Source organism: Rhizobium sp. 01T417, from assembly GCF_056398905.1.
Genome location: NZ_JBFTQH010000019.1, coordinates 95,385 through 111,782, shown reverse-complemented (window position 1 = coordinate 111,782; position 16,398 = coordinate 95,385). Strand labels below are relative to the sequence as shown.

The window sequence follows — 16,398 nt, the reverse complement described above, 5'->3', positions numbered from 1 at the left end:
GTATGGATTTGACGAGATGGACGAAGTCTCGGGCGACGGTCATGCCGAACTACTCGACGACGGCTCGGTCGAGATCACGTTCGCATACCACAACGGCGACGAGGCCATCCTCAAGGCCAAACCGCAGACTTTTTCAACAGCCTGCTAGAGCATTCCGGCTTTGCGACGAGCCTGCAGTCAGAAGCCAATGACATCGTTATCGCTGCGCGCCAAGACAACGTCTGTGCGCTTCTGATTGACGGCCGGGTCAGGGACGCAGTTTCGGCCTGTGCGCAGATTTGCGATCTTCGAGCAGGCAGCGCGATCATCATTGTCGCCCTGGTTGACCCGGGGGCGCATGGCCAGGGTCTCGCCTTCCTCAACGCGGGCGCCGATGAAGTCTTTACCCGACCGGTTCCGCCCAGTCATCTGCTTCGGGCATTGATGATGCAAGGCACGACACAGCGCCTGAGCTATGGCGACATCGAGATGGACGTGGCGGCCCGGCGCGTATGGCGCGCCGAATGCCCCGTCTACCTTCCACGGATCGAGTTTGCCATCCTGCGCTACTTCCTTCTTCAGCCCGACAGGATTTCCGACCGCAGGGAGATCATCAGGCAGTGCTGGCCAAGTGGAATATACGTCGATTGCAAGACGGTGAACGTCCACATCGGGCGACTGCGCAGGTGTCTGAGGGTTGAGGGAGCCCCTGACCCCATTCGTACGGTGCGCGGCATCGGCTATGGCATCGGCTCCGTCTCCCTGCCCGAAAGGAGAGCGCGATGGCGTGCGAAACCTTGATCCTCAATGGCCGCGTTGTCACGGGAGATGGATCAACAGTTCACACCCGCGGTTCCGTCCGTGTTCGCGGCCGAACGATTGTCCAGGTCGCGGAGGGTCAGCTTGCGGCCGCCGCAGGATCGCTTGTCATCGACGCCGACGGCTACACGATCATTCCCGGCATTATCAACGCGCATGCGCATGGATGCGTGCACGGCCCCTCGATGCCGAGCGGGTCCAAGCCCTTTCGGTCGAGCGACGTCGATTACTTTCGTAACCGACACCTGCTTTCCGGCACCTCTACTCTCCTGAATGTCTGCGGCCTCACACTTGCCGATGAAATCGACGATGGTACGCGAAACAACCATCCTCTCGACATACATATCACGAGCGCGCATACGCCGAGCAACCTTCGTGCCGCACTTGCAATTGACGGCGCCGGTCTCCGCGACCGTCATCATGCAGCGACCATCGAGACGATGATAAGTGCTGGGGTGCGAGCGCTTGGCGAAGCCGGCGGTGGTCAAACGCTTGGGGGAGGGGCCCAGGACTATCGCTTCATACCGGACGCGATATTTGCATTAACGGGCATCAGGCTCTCCCCGAAGTGGGCGCGAAGTCTCAAAGAAGCAGTCCTCGGACGCACCCTCGACGGTAAGGACGCAGCCCCAACTGAACTGATCGAAGCACTTCTCGCCGAATGCGGTCTGTTATCGATCATGTCCGTCCAGGATCTTGTGGAGCTGATAACGAAAACCGTCATGCCCCCTGTCGCGCTCTCCTTGAGAGGACTGGACGAGATTGCCGCAGCCAGTGCGCACTATGGCCTGCCAGGCATATTCCACCACGCCCTCCCAACAGCACGAACATTACTGAACCTGGCAGTGCGATATCCATCAGCCCGCATTGTGGCGGCTCACGCCAACCATCCCTCGTTTCGTCCGGATGAATGTGTTGCCTCCGCACGCGAACTCAAGAAGCGTGGCGTCGTGATCGACGTTTCAACACTCGACTGCATTACAACCCGTTGGCGCAACGACGCGACCAACATCGACCTCCTGGTCCGTGAGGGGCTTGTCGATACCTTGTCTACCGATTTTGCCGGCGGCGATTGGGACAGCATCCTTGCAGCGATCAACCGCATGGTGCAACGAGAGCAGACGACGTTGCCTTGCGCGATTGCGCTTGCAACCGGCAACGTTGCTCGGATTTTTCCCGAGTTTGCGGGAGACAGGGGTATTCTTGCGCCTGGAAAGCGTGCCGATGTTGCGATTGTCGAAAGCCACAATCTTGCTCGCGTGCGGCACCTGATGATCAATGGCCGCTTCGCCGTTTGGAACGGTGCGAGAAGCGACAAAATCCCCAAGAACCCATGAAACGTCCGGTTCCAGCATAAAGACGCAGTGTGCCCACACAACGCGCTCTACATTGCGATGAACCCTGTCAATCCTCGTGCATGTCCAAATACTGTGGCATTTCGGCAAATAGCGGTCCTGCCTCACCCTGCGCCAGTGCCAGCACGCCGTCGACAATGGCTTGTCGCTTCCCCGGCGTAAGCCTGGCGGCTGTCAATCGACAGAACTTCTCCTCTATGCCGTGCCACAGCAGCGGCAAACCGGGATCTCCGAGTGGGCCACCCAAGTCGGAAACAAACTTGCCATTTTTTGTTTCAACAGTGACGCGTGCCAGGGTTTCGGCCGGAAAGAGGCGGTCGCTCTGATGATGAACCAAGAGCTGAACCTTCTTTGCAACAGCAACGAGATCCGGGCGTGCAAGGCACTTGGTCGTTATCGGCAACAATCCGGAGGAGCCGTCAACAAGGGCAATCGCGAGACAGTAGGGAAGACTAAACTGGACATCGACGAGATTCTCCGGCGACGTGCGATTTGCAAGCCGGAGGGCCCAGCCGAACGTCTCGACATCGATCGAGATGACGGTCTCTGACGTCAGGCCATAGCGTTCAACAAGCTCAAGAAGCCGATCGAGAGCCGGATGTATGTAGCGGCAGCACGCATAGGGTTTGAAGTAAGTGCCGAGGATCTCCCAACGGCGACCGAGTTCTCCGAGTAGCAGCCGCGGGTCGTAGTAGTCAGGGTGATCAAACAGATCAGAAGGACCCGTAAAACCGCGACGCGCAAGCTCGAAAGCCATAAGCCCCGTGGCACTACTCCACGGGATGCCTTCCTTGACGTCGTTGCCGGTCATCTTCGAGTAACCCGAGCTACCATTTGCCTGCTGGTTCGGGGCAAGCACGCCGGCAATGGCAAGCGCCTGAGTGGTCACCGCTGGTGAAGCCTTGAGCAAGACCGCCGCGGTTGCGGCAGATGCGATGGCAGCCCAGCGTCCCGACTGCCGCGTGGAAATAGTTTGCGGGTTCTGTGCCGCTGCCGTCCTCACTCCAATGTCGTAGCCTGCGACAATTGCAGCGATGATGTCGTCGCCGCCAAGCTGTTGCATCGAGCCGATGGTAAGGGCAGTCGTTACCACTGAGGCTCCGGGATGGCCTCGTGCCGCCCGGTGACCGTCGTCGATATCAAGGGCGCTGGCCGCTGCTGCGTTACAGAAAAGGGCGCCGACAGCGGCCAATTCCTGTCCCGAAAACCATATCGGCGTCTCGCCTTTGCCAAAGAGGGTTGCTGCGGATCGGCGCGCTGCCGTTGCACTGTCGGAGGAATGACCGACGATGGCAGCACCGATAAGATCAAGAACACACCGGATTGCCATGTCGCGCGTCTCGGCAAGGGGAGGTCGAGCGGCGACAGCCGAGATATGTTCGGCGAGTATTTCGGAAAGGTACAATGAACCGCCTCCCTTTGATCAAGTCCGGGTTGCCAGCATGTGATCGTTGTACGCACGGTATTTTTTGTAGGTCGCCTGTGCGACATAGAGATCGAGCATCGGGAGGCCAACGCAGGTGACGCAGGTCGGACCTTCCTGCTCGACGTGCAAATCACCGGAGCCCGAAAGCTCTGCTACTCCGATCAACGGGCCGACTTGCTCGAGGGAAAGGCCGCGCCTGGAGAAATGCAGCGCAATACTTTGCGAATTTCGGCGAGAGACGGTCGCCACGTCATCGCAGACGACAAGACCCGATCGAAGTGCTCGCTGGAGGTAGGTCTCTGGGACCTCATCTCCACCGAGATGCAGCGATATGGCGCGTCGATGAAGGGCGCAATCGTCAAACAGAGGTGTTCTGGCATTCGTGGCCGTGATCACAAACCGGCAGAACGGTAGGCGTGTGGTGTCGCTTGCAGGGATGATTGGGATCGTCGTGCAACCCGCGATGTCTGCCATCAGTGCCTCAAGGCCTTCCCTGCTACGCCCACGCACCACGATCTCTTCGATCCTGTCTGCGAAACGGAAATCAAGGCACTCAATCACGCTGCGGGCGATTGGGCCCGACCCGAACAAAAAGACTGATAGCTTGTCCGTTGGATTCGTGAACATGCCCAGAACCGTCGTTGCATATGTGCCCGTACGCCGGGCGGACATTGCGGTTCCGTCCAGAACCGTCACGAGGCGCAGGGTTCGTTTCTCCAGCAGCAGTACGGTCGAGGTCGATCGCGGAAAGCCGAGATTGCGGTTGAACGCGTTGGCACCGATGATCTTGACGCCGCCGAATTGATCATTGACGCTGTAGAGGCACGACAATTTCCATCCCAACCGCTCGTTCTCAAACTGGGACTTGAATGGAGCGACGCTTTCGACCTCCCAGAAGGCTTCCTCTGGCAGCGACAGCACGGACTTGCCACCAAACGATTTTCCTGACCGGATGTCCCGCCAAGCCGCATCTGTTGCGGCCAGAAGCTCATGCGTGGTCAGGTCGGCGCCTGCGGCGCGGATCTCTTCACAATTGAGAAATTTCACGTCGCGACTAGCTTGAATGTTCTGTTCCTGCATGGACGGTTTCTCCTTCTCGCCAATCGGATGAACCTAGCGATCCGGAGGAAACGGCAGGATGAAGCTTGGATAAATTCCTGGGAAAGCAAAGCGCTTGCGAAACGCCGGCGCTACATGCGTTCCGGCTTGATGTGGAGGTGCTTGCCATCAAGGAGCACCCGATGCTCTGACATCGGAATCAGGCGCCGTACTTCGGCAAGGCGATGCGGATCGATTTCGACCTGGAGAACTGCCGGAAAGTGGCCGGCTTTGCCAATCACCGTTCCCCAGGGGTCGCAAACAAGAGAACGGCCTAACGTTTCCCGGCGCGGGCCGCCGGGGGTGGGGTAACTGCCACATTGACCACATGCGACGAAGTAAGCCTGATACTCAATCGCCCGCGCCCTGCATAGCACCTCAAAGTGCGCGCGTCCGGTTTGGCGGTTGAACGCAGCAGGGAGAATGAAGATATCGACCATCTCGCTGGCCAGCCGATCGAACAGGCGCGAGAAACGAAGATCGTAGCAGATCACGCATGCGATCCTGTATCCATTCAACTCGTAGATAAGAAGATCATCGCCCGGTGTCACAACCGACGATTCAGCGTATTTCATCCCGTTCGGCGCCGTAATGTCGAACATATGAATCTTCCGATAGCGGCCGACCTCCTCGCCGCGCGCATTAAACACGATCGTCGTGTTGTGCACGGGTCCGTCGTTGCGCTGCCGTTCCAGCAAGCTGCCGGCATGTATCCAGACTGAATTGTCCTTCGCAAAACACTCGATGAAACCGTAGGCCTCGCCGCCGGGGACGCGATCGGCGGCGCGCCGTTTGTCATCTCCGGTTCCTCCCATCCAATCGAAGTGCTCAGGGAGAACAATCAGGTCGGGAGTTCCGCGCATCGCTTCGTTCATCAGCCGCTCGGCCTGAACCAGGTTCCGGCGGCGGTCTGGTTGCGAGTTCATTTGAATCAACGCGATTTTCACGATCCGGTCTCCGGCTGGAATTCAAAAATCGATCTGCCTGCCGCCAGATGCGTTCGCACGGCGACCGATCTTTGCTGGCGTTGCCTTGCTGCTTCAGCGATTTGGCGCATCCGGTTGGCATCGGCGACGAACACTCCGGAACGGTCGGCAAGTACGGCCTGGCCAGGCAACACGGCTGTACGTCCGCAGGCGACGGGAACATTCAAGGAACCACCGATGCTGAATTGACGATTGGTGGTCTTGGATGACACACCCCGGCACCAGACCGGCAGTCCAACTTCCACGATCTCCTCGACATCTGTACATGGACCGTCCACGACGATGCCAACGGCGCCCTTCGCCATGGCAGCCATTGCCACCCCGCCTCCTACGCAGGCGATGTCATCGCCGTCGACGCGAGAGATCACAAGCATATCGCCGGGCATGAGCTGGTCGATCGCCTTATAGATGATAGAACCGTCGCGGCCGGGGGCCGCAACGGTTACGGCAACTCCGGCCGCATGAGCCGGGAACAGCGGAAGGACCTGACTTCCCACAAATCCCACATGCTCCACGTGGCCAATCGTTGCCGTCTCTACCGATGACAATAGTTCGATCAGGTCAGGATTCAGGGGTGGATGGCGATCCATCAGTTGATAGAACATTGTCACGGATAGCTCTTCGTTTTGGGGATCAGACTGGCCGTTCGCCTGAGGTCGTCGTACGGTGCATGATCCGGATGAAGGCCGGATCAAATGAATCGCGACGATGCATCGTGCATCGATTGTCCCACATCATGATGTCTCCTTCGTCCCACTGCTGCACAAAGACTTGCTTGGTGCTGGTCGTGTGATCCCACAGCTCCGCCAAGAGCGCTTCACTCTCGTCGCGGCTCATTCCGACGATCCATGCGCCGTCAATTGTTCCGCCGAGATAAAGCGCCTTGCGACCCGTCTCGCCGTGAGTGCGAACAAGTGGGTGCACGACGCCGCTCCACTCGCGATAGTCCTGGCTCTTCGGGGTCGATTTTCCCAGCCGCAGCTTACCCGTTTTATCATAGACATTCTGGAAGAAGATCTGCCGTCCATCGACGGCTGCTTTCAGTGTCGCCGGCAGTGTTTCGTAGGCAAGATAGGTCGACAGGAAGTAGGTATCACCGCCTGAGGGAGGGACTTGAACTGCACGCAAAATCGCCCCAGCCGGAGGCTTCTCGTAGAACCATGTGTCCGTATGCCAGGTGGCCTCACTGTTTCCCATGGCTCCACTGGGCTTGCCGTCGGTCATTGCGTTGCTGATGACAAGAATTTCCCTGTGCGTTGGATGTCCCCCTTCCTGCAACTGCTTCGGGTGGATGACAAACTCGCCGAAATGCCGGGAGAATGCCACCTGCTGCGCGTCTGTGATGCGGGTCTGCTTGAACCGTATTACCCCATATTGCAGCCAGTACCCTCGGATCGCCTCGATGTCGCGGCTGTCGTATCGGTCGAAATCAAAACCCTCGATATCCGCACACACGTTGCTGGAATGCTGAATGGCCTTAAGCCGCTCCTTTGTAAGCATTTTCATCTCCTATAGTGACCTTCTCGATTAGGTCACGGTGATCCTAAAGCGGGCCCCTGGGAGATCTCCAATATGAACCCCGAGGCATTGATGCGGCTGCTTTATCGATCGCTGCTCAGTCGGCCAGGAGTTTCAATGCACAGGCACGAATGCCGAGCTTCAGCTGTTGCCCAGGGGCCGGCAATGCGTCCGACCCTGCGGAAGGAACCAGAACGCTGACGTGAATTTCGGGCGCGAGTTCAACGAGCACTTCGAGCGATGCCCCAAGATTGATCACTCTTTTCAGCATACCTCTAAGCACGTTGAAATCCTCCGGAACCGGAGCGTCGTCGACAAGCGGCTGGATGTCCTGGGGTCGAATGACACAATAGCGGGCATCTCCCTTTCCGCGCGTCGCGCGAAGTCTTATGTCGCACTTGTCGATTGAAGCATCCCATGCGGTTCCAGTCGACGTTACCTCCCTCAATGTCAGAATATTGGACTTCCCGATGAAGTCGGCGACAAAGGTCGATTGTGGATCGCCATAGATGGAACCGGGATCCCCTTGCTGCGCGACGGCCCCCTTCCACATGACGACGATGCGATCGGACATTGCCATCGCTTCTTCCTGGTCATGGGTGACGTAGATGAAGGTCATACCCAGTTCCTGCTGCATCTCCTTCAATTCCGCACGCATTGCTTCGCGCAGCTTCAGGTCAAGATTGGATAACGGCTCGTCGAGCAAAAGAACCGAGGGTCGTGGCGCAAGTGCCCGCGCCAGGGCGACGCGTTGCTGTTGTCCGCCCGACAGCGCTCTGGGATAGCGGTCTGCCAGTGTGTCGAGATGAACCCTGCGAAGTGAGGATTGAACGATTGATCCGATTTCGCCCTTTGGCGTGCCCTTCATTCGCAGGCCGAACGCAACATTTTCGGCGACGGTCATGTGTGGAAAAAGTGCATAGTTCTGAAAAACGAGGCCAATGTTTCGGCGTTCGGGAGGAACATCAACCTGGCTACGGCCGCGAATACGGATGTCGCCGCCGGACGGCGCGCTAAACCCGGCGATCATGTTGAGGGTTGTGGTCTTCCCGCACCCGGACGGTCCGAGAATACTGACGAATTCTCCCTTCGGAATCTTAAGATCAATGTTTGTGACGACCGATATCGGACCGAAGGATTTGCTGACGGAGATCAGCTCCACGTCGATTGCACTCATTTGCTACCACCATGCAGTTGGGCGGAAAAACCGCCGAGTTTTTCGAAGCTGAAAATCACGATCAGAATGAAGGCCATGGATGCGACGTTGACCGCAGCCATGACGGGGTCGAGGCTATATTCGAGATAGTTTATGACGGTGATCGGCAGCGTGGTTTCTCCCGGTCGCACCAGAAACACCGAGAGCGGAATATTGTTGAACGAGATGATGAATGCGAATGTCACCCCTGACAGAATACCCGGCTTGATCGCAGGCAGGAGGATGAACCTGATCCGCTGCCATTGATTGGCCCCGAGAATCTGGCCCGCTCGGAAGAGGTTACAGTCAAAGTTTGCAATCGACGTGGCAACCATGCGAACCACAAAGGGAAGCGCAAGCACGCAGTGACCGGCAATGAGAGCCGGCGTTCCGAGCAACGGCTGCAGTCCGATCACGGACAAAAACAGAACCACTGCCACGCCCTTTACGATCTGCGGCACGGAAAGCGGCGAAAGGAGTGCGGCCATGACGACCTCGCTTCCTGCGAACTTCTCGTAAGCGACGACATAGGCAGCAACGGTCCCGATCGCGCCACTTACGACAGAAACGACAATGGCAATTTTGACACTTAGCCAAAACGGTCCAAGCCACCGCTCCGACGCAAGATCGAAGTACCATTTAACCGTCCACTCCCACGGTCGAAATGTCACGTCGCCGGTTGGGCTGAGCGACGCTGCAAAGACCACCACAATTGGCAGCGCGATGAAGGCGATTACCAGTGCAAGAGCACACCAAAACAGCGCGGATATCACTCTGTTCATTTCATACCTCCTGCGACGCTCTGATACTTTTGGCGACAACCCGCCTCGAAACGAATCCCGGCGTACGAGATCACGAGCATGAGGATCAGCAGCGCATTCGCCATGACGGCTGCGAAGGACCAATCGATATAGAAGAGGACCTGCTCGGAAATCATGGTCGCCAGGACCTTGAAGCTGGCTCCGCCGAGCAGCGCGGGCGTCGCATAGGCGCTAGCAGCCATTGTAATGGAAAGAAGGAATGAGCTTATGAGACCCGGAACCGACAGAGGAAGCAGGATGTGCCAGACAACGGCATGACGCGGCGCTCCCAAGATCTGGGCTGCACGTTCGAGGTTGTCGTCGATGCCTTGGATACTTGTCGTCAAGGACAGGATTGCGAAAGGCAACACGACATGGGTCAGACCGATGACCACCGCAAACAAGTTCTTCGACAAGGGAAGCGGCGACGAAATCAGCCCCGCGTGAAGTAGTACATCGTTGATGAAACCCCTGTCTTCCAGGATGATGAGCCATCCATAGGTTCGCAGAACGACACCGGCAAGCTCGGGTGCGAGCGCGATGGCAAACACGACTGAACGCCACCGCCCTCTCGAACGCGCCAGATAGTAGGCAACTGGATAGGCGAGCAAGGTTGCCGAAATCGCAACCAGACTCGACATCAGAGTTGTCCTCCAAAAGCCGAGGAGTGACAGGCCGTCGGTAAAAAAACGCGAATAGCTAAGAAGGCTCACTCCCTGCGATGATGGATTGTGAAAGCTCATTCCGATCATCATTCCCATCGGCAGAGCGAAGAAAAATACGAGCAGACAGGTCGCTGGTGACAATCCCAGAAACCTGATCCAACCCCTGGCAAACACTCGCGGTTTGCCAGGCATCTCCAAGGCAATAATAGTCATGGGACCCCTCAATTTGCGTGCGCGACAACGTCGCGTTCCCACTGTTCCGCCCATTTGGGCAGGCGTTCTGCGACGGTGGTCAGGTTCGGCAAATGAAGGGAATTCAAGTCTGCATCTGAGGTGATCTGGCGTGCTTTTACCGCGGCCGGAACATCGATGTCGGTGCGGGCGCTTCCCACCTTGTAACCGCCCACCCACGCTTCCTGACTGGTCTTCTCCAGGAAGAAGTCAATGAACTTTCTCGCAGCATCCTTATGCTCGGCGCCGATTGGAATGTTCAGCGTGGCGACAAGCGGGATGGTGCCCTCCTTTGGCTTGACGTAATCCACAGACAAGCCGCTATCGACAAGCAATTGCGCCCGGCCGCTCCAGAAAGGCATCGCCCAGACCGTTCCATCCTTTATGTAGCTCTCGAGAATTGCTGAACTCTGTTCGAAGCCGATCGATCGCTTGGCGATTGCGGCCACCGCCTTGAACCCAGGAGCGAGATTGTCGACGAGGTCGCCGCCATTCATCAGTGAGAACATTTCGACAAGGTAGATGGCCATGGTGTTTTGAAACGTCGGCAGCACGACCCGACCCTGAAGGTCGCTTGAGGCAAGTGCTGACCAAGATACCGGCGGCGTTGCCAACTTGTCCGTGCGGTAAAGCAACGACATGTACTGGACCTCGTGCACAGCACCGCAGGGACCGGCCGTTTCCGTCAGTCTTCGCGAGAGTTTCGCAAGGTTCGGGATGCTATTTGCGTCAAGCTTTTCCAGAACGCCGTCCTTACAGCCCTGCAGCGATTGAGAGGCGGTCATGACGACCACGTCAAAGCCGGGCCGACCCCCGGTCGCCTTGATCTTCGCATAATCCTGCGAGGCTGAGCCGACGGGGTCATAGATGACATCTATCCCAGTTCGCTGCGCGAATGGCTCGATGATGGCCTTGCGGATGATGGCTTCGTAAGGTCCTCCATAGCTATTGACGACAAGCGTTTCCGCGCGCAGCGGCGTGGCAAGAGCTGCGACCGCGAAGGCCGACACAGTGAAAATTCGCCTTGTTCTTCCCATGACATGATCTCGCTTCCTGGCGTTGTTCCCATGGGAATGGTCTTCAGCAGACCGCCAGTGGTCCAATATCGGATTTCAACGATTCATGTCCTGCGCAGATGAATAGGCCTGCCATAGGACCCCGAACGGGTCGAGCGCTTCTGCCGTCATTTCCTTCTGAAATGGGTCGGAACCAATCGGTTGATACCTGCGCCCGGCCCGGCTCCTCGCCAGCGTCGCGCTCCGACTTCGGCCAAGTTCCGCCCATGGACCGCGGGTTAACGAAATGTCGTCGACGACGAGAAATCACTAACAAGTTTGCGAGTGGATCATCGGATCGCAAGTGGGCAATTTCACCTCCAACCGCACTTTCCCGGTGCAAACCAGGAGAACGAAATTGCACTCCAACCGAAGGTCGCATGGTAACAATGCAACATCCTGCTCAAGTTCGTTTGATCAGCAAATTGCGTCACGCCCTTGGCGACCGCCTGTGTGCCGCAATTGATGACCCGAGTGTCGTTGAAATCGTCTTGAACCCTGATGGCAAGGTCTTTGTCGAACGGTTGGGCCAGGGGTTCTCACCGCACGGCCAAGTGGCCTCAGCGGCAGCAGAAATCGTCATTGGTACCGTCGCACACGCGCTGCAGTGCGCTGTCGACACCGACCATCCCATCATCTCGGGTGAGCTCCCGATTGGCGGCCACCGCTTTGAGGGGTTGCTGCCTCCGGTAGTCGCAAAGCCGACATTCACGATACGCCGAAGGGCGTCCTCACTGATCCCGTTGGACGAGTATGTCAGCTCGGGAACCATGACAGAAGCGCAGGCCGCGACCATCCGAAATGCGGTCAGCTCGCGTTTGAATATCATCATTTCGGGCGGAACTGGTTCGGGAAAGACGACACTTGCGAACGCTGTCATCGACGAGATCGTCAAGTGCGCTCCTGAGGATCGCCTCGTTGTGCTCGAAGACACCGCCGAGATCCAGTGCGTAGCCGACAATGCGGTTCTGCTGCACACCAGCGACGCTGTTGACATGGCCCGGCTGTTGAAGAGCACGATGCGCCTGCGCCCCGACCGTATCGTTGTTGGTGAAGTCAGAGACGGTGCTGCACTCACATTGCTGAAGGCATGGAACACCGGTCATCCTGGGGGGGTGGCCACGATCCACTCCAATACCGCAGTCTCGGCGCTACGCCGTCTGGAGCAGCTTACCGCTGAGGCAAGCATGCAGCCAATGGAGGCGGTCATCGGGGAGGCAGTCGATCTGATTGTCTCTATTGAACGCACTCCGCGGGGCCGACGTGTGCGCGACATCATTCGGGTCAGACGTTTCGCCAATGGCCAATACGAAATTCAATCCGACCAACCAACCGAAGAGCAGGAGCGTCGCCGTGCCACATAGGAAAATTCCGCTTGCTATCGCTTTTTTCAGCGCAACACTCCTTTTCGTGACAGTGATCCCCGCGCTCGCCAGTTCCGGCGGCGAGCTTCCCTGGGAGGGCCCGCTCGAACGGATCCAGCAATCGATCACGGGCCCCGTCGCCGGTTACATTGCGCTGGCTGCCGTCGCGATCGCCGGGGGGATGCTGATTTTCGGCGGCGAACTCAACGATTTTGCGCGACGTCTGGTGTACGTGGTCCTTGTGGCCGGTATCCTCCTTGGCGCTACGCGGATTGTCGGTCTGTTCGGTGCAACAGGCGCATCGATCGGATGGATCGATGATCAACGCTCCTCATCGAAGGTGTTGGATCGAGAGGAGAAAGCAAATGGCTGAATCCCTGTCCGGCTTGCAACGAAACCGCATCCATCGGGCATTGTCTCGCCCAAATCTTCTGATGGGCGCTGACCGCGAACTGGTGCTGATTACTGGCTTGGCAGCAGCCATTCTCATCTTCGTGGTCTTGACTGTGTACTCCGTAGTGTTCGGCGTCGCGGTGTGGATTGTCGTCATCGGCCTGCTACGCATGTTGGCGAAGTCGGATCCGCTCATGCGTCAGGTCTATATCAGGCACATTTCATACAAGCCTTTCTACAAACCAACCACCTCGCCGTGGCGCAAATACTGAGGAGGTGGGCCATGGTTGCTTTGAGAGCATTCAGGATCACGGATCCCTCTTTTGCAGATCTTGTTCCCTATGCAGGCCTTGTCGACAACGGCGTGCTACTCCTCAAAGACGGGAGCCTTATGGCTGGCTGGTACTTTGCCGGACCTGATTCAGAAAGTGCGACCGATCTGGAGCGCAATGAGCTTTCGCGACACATCAACGCCGTTCTGTCGCGACTTGGCAGTGGGTGGATGATCCAGGTCGAAGCGATCCGTGTTCCGACCGTCGACTACCCCTGCGAGGACCGCTGCCATTTTCCCGACGCGGTCACGCGAGCAATCGATGCCGAGCGCCGCGCTCATTTCGTACGAGAACAGGGGCATTTTGAAAGCAAGCACGCAGTGATCCTGACCCATCGGCCACTTGAGGCTAAGAAGTCCGCGCTCAGCAGGTACATCTATTCTGACGAAGAAAGCCGCAAGAGGTCTTACGCGGATACGGTGCTCGCCATTTTCAAGAATGCGGTGCGAGAGGTCGAACAGTATCTTGCCAATACGCTCTCTATCCGACGCATGGAAACACGTGAGACAAGCGACCGGGGTGGGACGACGGTTGCCCGATACGACGAACTTCTGCAATTCATCCGCTTCTGCATCACGGGTGACAATTATCCCGTCCGCTTGCCGGATGTGCCCATGTATCTTGACTGGCTTGTAACGGCACAGCTTGAACATGGGCTGACGCCGAAGGTTGAGAACCGATTTCTCGGTGTGGTTGCGATCGACGGGTTGCCCGCCGAAAGCTGGCCGGGGATCTTGAACGCTCTCGATCTGATGCCGCTGACCTACAGGTGGTCATCGCGCTTCATTGTCCTGGACGCGGAAGAAGCCCGCCAGAAACTCGAGCGCACCCGGAAGAAATGGCAGCAAAAGGTACGACCCTTTTTCGATCAGCTGTTTCAGACGCAAAGCCGCTCCATAGATCAGGACGCTATGGCCATGGTGGCCGAAACGGAGGACGCGATCGCACAAGCCTCATCCCGGCTTGTCGCCTACGGATACTACACGCCGGTTGTCATCCTCTTCGACGGGAACAGCGAGGCGTTGCAAGAAAAAGCCGAGGCAATCCGCCGGCTGGTGCAGGCAGAGGGTTTTGGAGCGAGGATCGAAACGCTGAATGCAACGGACGCCTATCTCGGCAGCCTACCCGGCAACTGGTACTGCAACATCCGTGAACCGCTTATCAACACCAGTAATCTCGCAGATCTCATTCCCCTTAACTCCGTGTGGTCTGGCAACCCGACGGCACCGTGCCCGTTCTACGCGCAAAACTCTCCACCGCTGATGCAAGTCGCCAGCGGCTCGACGCCCTTTCGGCTGAACCTGCATGTCGACGATGTCGGTCACACGCTGATCTTCGGTCCAACAGGCTCAGGCAAGTCGACGCTACTCGCACTCATTGCTGCTCAGTTCCGGCGTTACGAGGGTGCACAGGTCTTTGCCTTTGATAAAGGTCGTTCTCTGCTTCCACTGACGCTTGCCTGTGGTGGCGATCATTACGAGATCGGCGATAGCGAAATGCAAAAGCCGGCGCTTGCGTTCTGCCCTCTATCTGATCTCGGCACGGACGGTGATAGGGCCTGGGCGATCGAATGGGTCGAGATGCTCGTCGCACTTCAGGGGGTTACCGTCACCCCGGATCTTCGCAACGCGATTTCCCGTCAGATTGGGCTCATGGCGACTGCTCCCGGCCGATCGCTTTCGGATTTCGTGTCTGGTGTTCAGGTCCGTGAAATCAAGGATGCCCTTCATCCCTACACGGTCGACGGACCCATGGGTCAATTGCTCGATGCCGAAGAGGACGGGCTGGCGATTGGTGGATTCCAGTGCTTCGAGATCGAACCTCTGATGAACCGCGGCGAGCGCAATCTTGTCCCTGTTCTCAGCTACCTATTTCGACGAATCGAGAAGTGTCTCGATGGCTCGCCAAGTCTGATCCTCCTTGACGAGGCGTGGCTGATGCTTGGCCATCCCGTTTTCCGGGACAAGATTCGCGAATGGCTGAAGGTTCTCCGGAAAGCGAATTGCGCTGTCGTTCTCGCCACGCAATCCATTTCTGATGCCGAGCGCTCTGGAATCATCGACGTTCTGAAGGAATCCTGTCCGACAAAGATCTGCCTTCCGAACGGTGCCGCCCGTGAACCTGGCACGCGCGAGTTCTATGAGAGAATTGGATTCAACGAACGCCAGATCGAGATCGTCGCGAGCGCGATCCCGAAGCGGGAATATTACATCGCATCACCGGAAGGGCGGCGTCTGTTCGACATGTCGCTCGGTCCAATTGCTCTTAGTTTCGTTGGGGTCTCAGGCAAGGAAGACCTCAAGCGCATCCGCGTATTGAAGTCCAATCATGGTGAGGACTGGCCAGTCCGATGGCTTGAATCGAGAGGAGTCCCCGATGCCGCATCGCTATTCAATATCGCATAAGAGGCTTGTCGGACTAATCGCCTGCACGCTCATCTTGGGTTCGGCCGCAACCGCTTCTGCAGGTTCGGTCACTGGCGCGGCTACCGAATGGACACAGCTCGCCAACAACGCCCAGCTCGTCGATCTTCTGAAAAGCTCGGGCCTTCAGGTCGACAATCAACTGAGGCAGATCAGCCAGTTGGCAGAGCAAATTCAAAACCAACTGAATATCTACAAGAACATGCTGCAAAACACCGCATCGCTTCCCGATCACATTTGGGGGCGGGCGGAAGACGACCTCAACCAGCTCCGCGGCATCGTTGACCAGGGGCAGGGTATCGCCTTTTCGATGGGCAGCGCGGACGATGTGCTGAAGCAGCGGTTCAAGAGTTATGCCGAGCTTCAGGGCGCCCTTTTGAAGGGCGAGGATCTTTCTTCAACATACCAGACCTGGTCCGACACCAACCGGGACACAATTGCCGGCACATTAAAGGCGGCCAGTTTGACCGCCGACCAGTTCGACGGCGAAGAGAGCACGATGCGCTCGCTCCGCAGCATGTCGGAGACGGCGGACGGGCAAATGAAAGCCCTGCAGATCGGCCACGAAATTGCCGCGCAACAAGTCGCCCAGATGCAGAAACTGCGCGGCCTCGTTTCGCAACAGATGACAATGGTGGGAACCTGGCTTCAATCAGAACAGACCAAGAATGACCTGGCGCAGAAGTTGCATGAGGATTTCTTCCATTCTATCGCTCCGCCTACATCCGGTGGCGAGAAGATGAAGGTGGAATGGTGATC

17 protein-coding genes are annotated in these 16,398 nt (G+C 57.5%); 7 read left to right on the top strand and 10 right to left on the bottom strand.

Annotation, left to right across the window (positions count from 1 at the left end):
• Nucleotides 1–177: 177 nt before the first annotated feature.
• Nucleotides 178–648: a hypothetical protein gene (locus tag AC1DPR_RS19360; RefSeq protein WP_477816918.1), complete on the bottom strand. Its 471-nt coding sequence runs from the start codon at nucleotides 646–648 to the stop codon at nucleotides 178–180.
• Between AC1DPR_RS19360 and AC1DPR_RS19355 the strand changes: the two genes are divergently transcribed.
• Complete coding sequence (locus AC1DPR_RS19355) at nucleotides 538–780, top strand: helix-turn-helix domain-containing protein (protein WP_477816917.1); 243 nt, start codon at nucleotides 538–540, stop codon at nucleotides 778–780. The genes AC1DPR_RS19360 and AC1DPR_RS19355 overlap by 111 nt on opposite strands.
• Nucleotides 762–2,135, top strand: coding sequence for an amidohydrolase family protein (locus tag AC1DPR_RS19350; RefSeq protein ID WP_477816914.1), 1,374 nt, complete (start codon nucleotides 762–764; stop codon nucleotides 2,133–2,135). The genes AC1DPR_RS19355 and AC1DPR_RS19350 overlap by 19 nt, the downstream gene beginning before the upstream one ends.
• A gap of 67 nt (nucleotides 2,136–2,202) precedes the next feature.
• On the opposite strand, the gene AC1DPR_RS19345 is transcribed toward AC1DPR_RS19350, so the two are convergent.
• The 9 genes from AC1DPR_RS19345 to AC1DPR_RS19305 form a co-directional block, all read right to left on the bottom strand.
• Entirely contained in the window at nucleotides 2,203–3,558 is a 1,356-nt protein-coding gene (locus AC1DPR_RS19345; RefSeq protein WP_477816913.1) for an MmgE/PrpD family protein, read from the bottom strand.
• Between the two features lie 18 nt (nucleotides 3,559–3,576).
• Complete coding sequence (locus AC1DPR_RS19340) at nucleotides 3,577–4,659, bottom strand: ornithine cyclodeaminase (RefSeq protein ID WP_477816912.1); 1,083 nt, start codon at nucleotides 4,657–4,659, stop codon at nucleotides 3,577–3,579.
• 110 nt (nucleotides 4,660–4,769) lie between these two features.
• Complete coding sequence (locus AC1DPR_RS19335; RefSeq protein ID WP_477816911.1) at nucleotides 4,770–5,624, bottom strand: carbon-nitrogen hydrolase family protein; 855 nt, start codon at nucleotides 5,622–5,624, stop codon at nucleotides 4,770–4,772.
• Complete coding sequence (locus tag AC1DPR_RS19330) at nucleotides 5,621–6,274, bottom strand: RraA family protein (protein ID WP_025659150.1); 654 nt, start codon at nucleotides 6,272–6,274, stop codon at nucleotides 5,621–5,623. Before AC1DPR_RS19330 ends, AC1DPR_RS19335 begins: the two co-directional genes overlap by 4 nt.
• A gap of 22 nt (nucleotides 6,275–6,296) precedes the next feature.
• On the bottom strand, nucleotides 6,297–7,163 hold the full coding sequence (locus AC1DPR_RS19325; protein ID WP_477816910.1) for a TauD/TfdA dioxygenase family protein: 867 nt from the start codon (nucleotides 7,161–7,163) through the stop codon (nucleotides 6,297–6,299).
• Nucleotides 7,164–7,278: 115 nt separating this feature from the next.
• On the bottom strand, nucleotides 7,279–8,358 hold the full coding sequence (locus AC1DPR_RS19320) for an ABC transporter ATP-binding protein (RefSeq protein WP_018856401.1): 1,080 nt from the start codon (nucleotides 8,356–8,358) through the stop codon (nucleotides 7,279–7,281).
• Nucleotides 8,355–9,158: an ABC transporter permease gene (locus AC1DPR_RS19315; RefSeq protein WP_112667349.1), complete on the bottom strand. Its 804-nt coding sequence runs from the start codon at nucleotides 9,156–9,158 to the stop codon at nucleotides 8,355–8,357. The genes AC1DPR_RS19320 and AC1DPR_RS19315 overlap by 4 nt, the downstream gene beginning before the upstream one ends.
• A complete protein-coding gene (locus AC1DPR_RS19310) occupies nucleotides 9,155–10,033 on the bottom strand; it encodes an ABC transporter permease (RefSeq protein ID WP_477816916.1) in 879 nt (292 codons plus the stop codon). The genes AC1DPR_RS19315 and AC1DPR_RS19310 overlap by 4 nt, the downstream gene beginning before the upstream one ends.
• 29 nt (nucleotides 10,034–10,062) lie before the next feature.
• Nucleotides 10,063–11,109, bottom strand: a complete 1,047-nt coding sequence (locus AC1DPR_RS19305; protein WP_112646415.1) for an ABC transporter substrate-binding protein — start codon at nucleotides 11,107–11,109, stop codon at nucleotides 10,063–10,065.
• A 398-nt stretch (nucleotides 11,110–11,507) separates the two neighbouring features.
• Between AC1DPR_RS19305 and trbB the strand changes: the two genes are divergently transcribed.
• From trbB to trbJ, 5 genes are read left to right on the top strand one after another with little or no spacing between them, the layout of a single operon-like run.
• Nucleotides 11,508–12,491 (top strand): P-type conjugative transfer ATPase TrbB, encoded by a 984-nt coding sequence (gene trbB / locus AC1DPR_RS19300; RefSeq protein ID WP_112646413.1) that lies wholly within the window; start codon nucleotides 11,508–11,510, stop codon nucleotides 12,489–12,491.
• Nucleotides 12,481–12,864 carry a TrbC/VirB2 family protein gene (locus AC1DPR_RS19295; protein ID WP_477816909.1) on the top strand — a complete coding sequence of 128 codons (384 nt, stop codon included), beginning with the start codon at nucleotides 12,481–12,483 and terminating at the stop codon, nucleotides 12,862–12,864. Before trbB ends, AC1DPR_RS19295 begins: the two co-directional genes overlap by 11 nt.
• The gene (locus AC1DPR_RS19290; RefSeq protein WP_112646409.1) at nucleotides 12,857–13,156 is read left to right on the top strand and encodes a conjugal transfer protein TrbD; all 300 of its coding nucleotides are present in this window, start codon (nucleotides 12,857–12,859) and stop codon (nucleotides 13,154–13,156) included. The genes AC1DPR_RS19295 and AC1DPR_RS19290 overlap by 8 nt, the downstream gene beginning before the upstream one ends.
• An 11-nt stretch (nucleotides 13,157–13,167) precedes the next feature.
• Nucleotides 13,168–15,621: a conjugal transfer protein TrbE gene (locus AC1DPR_RS19285; protein WP_477816908.1), complete on the top strand. Its 2,454-nt coding sequence runs from the start codon at nucleotides 13,168–13,170 to the stop codon at nucleotides 15,619–15,621.
• Nucleotides 15,593–16,396 carry a P-type conjugative transfer protein TrbJ gene (gene trbJ / locus AC1DPR_RS19280; protein ID WP_477816907.1) on the top strand — a complete coding sequence of 268 codons (804 nt, stop codon included), beginning with the start codon at nucleotides 15,593–15,595 and terminating at the stop codon, nucleotides 16,394–16,396. The genes AC1DPR_RS19285 and trbJ overlap by 29 nt, the downstream gene beginning before the upstream one ends.
• Nucleotides 16,397–16,398 lie beyond the last annotated feature (2 nt).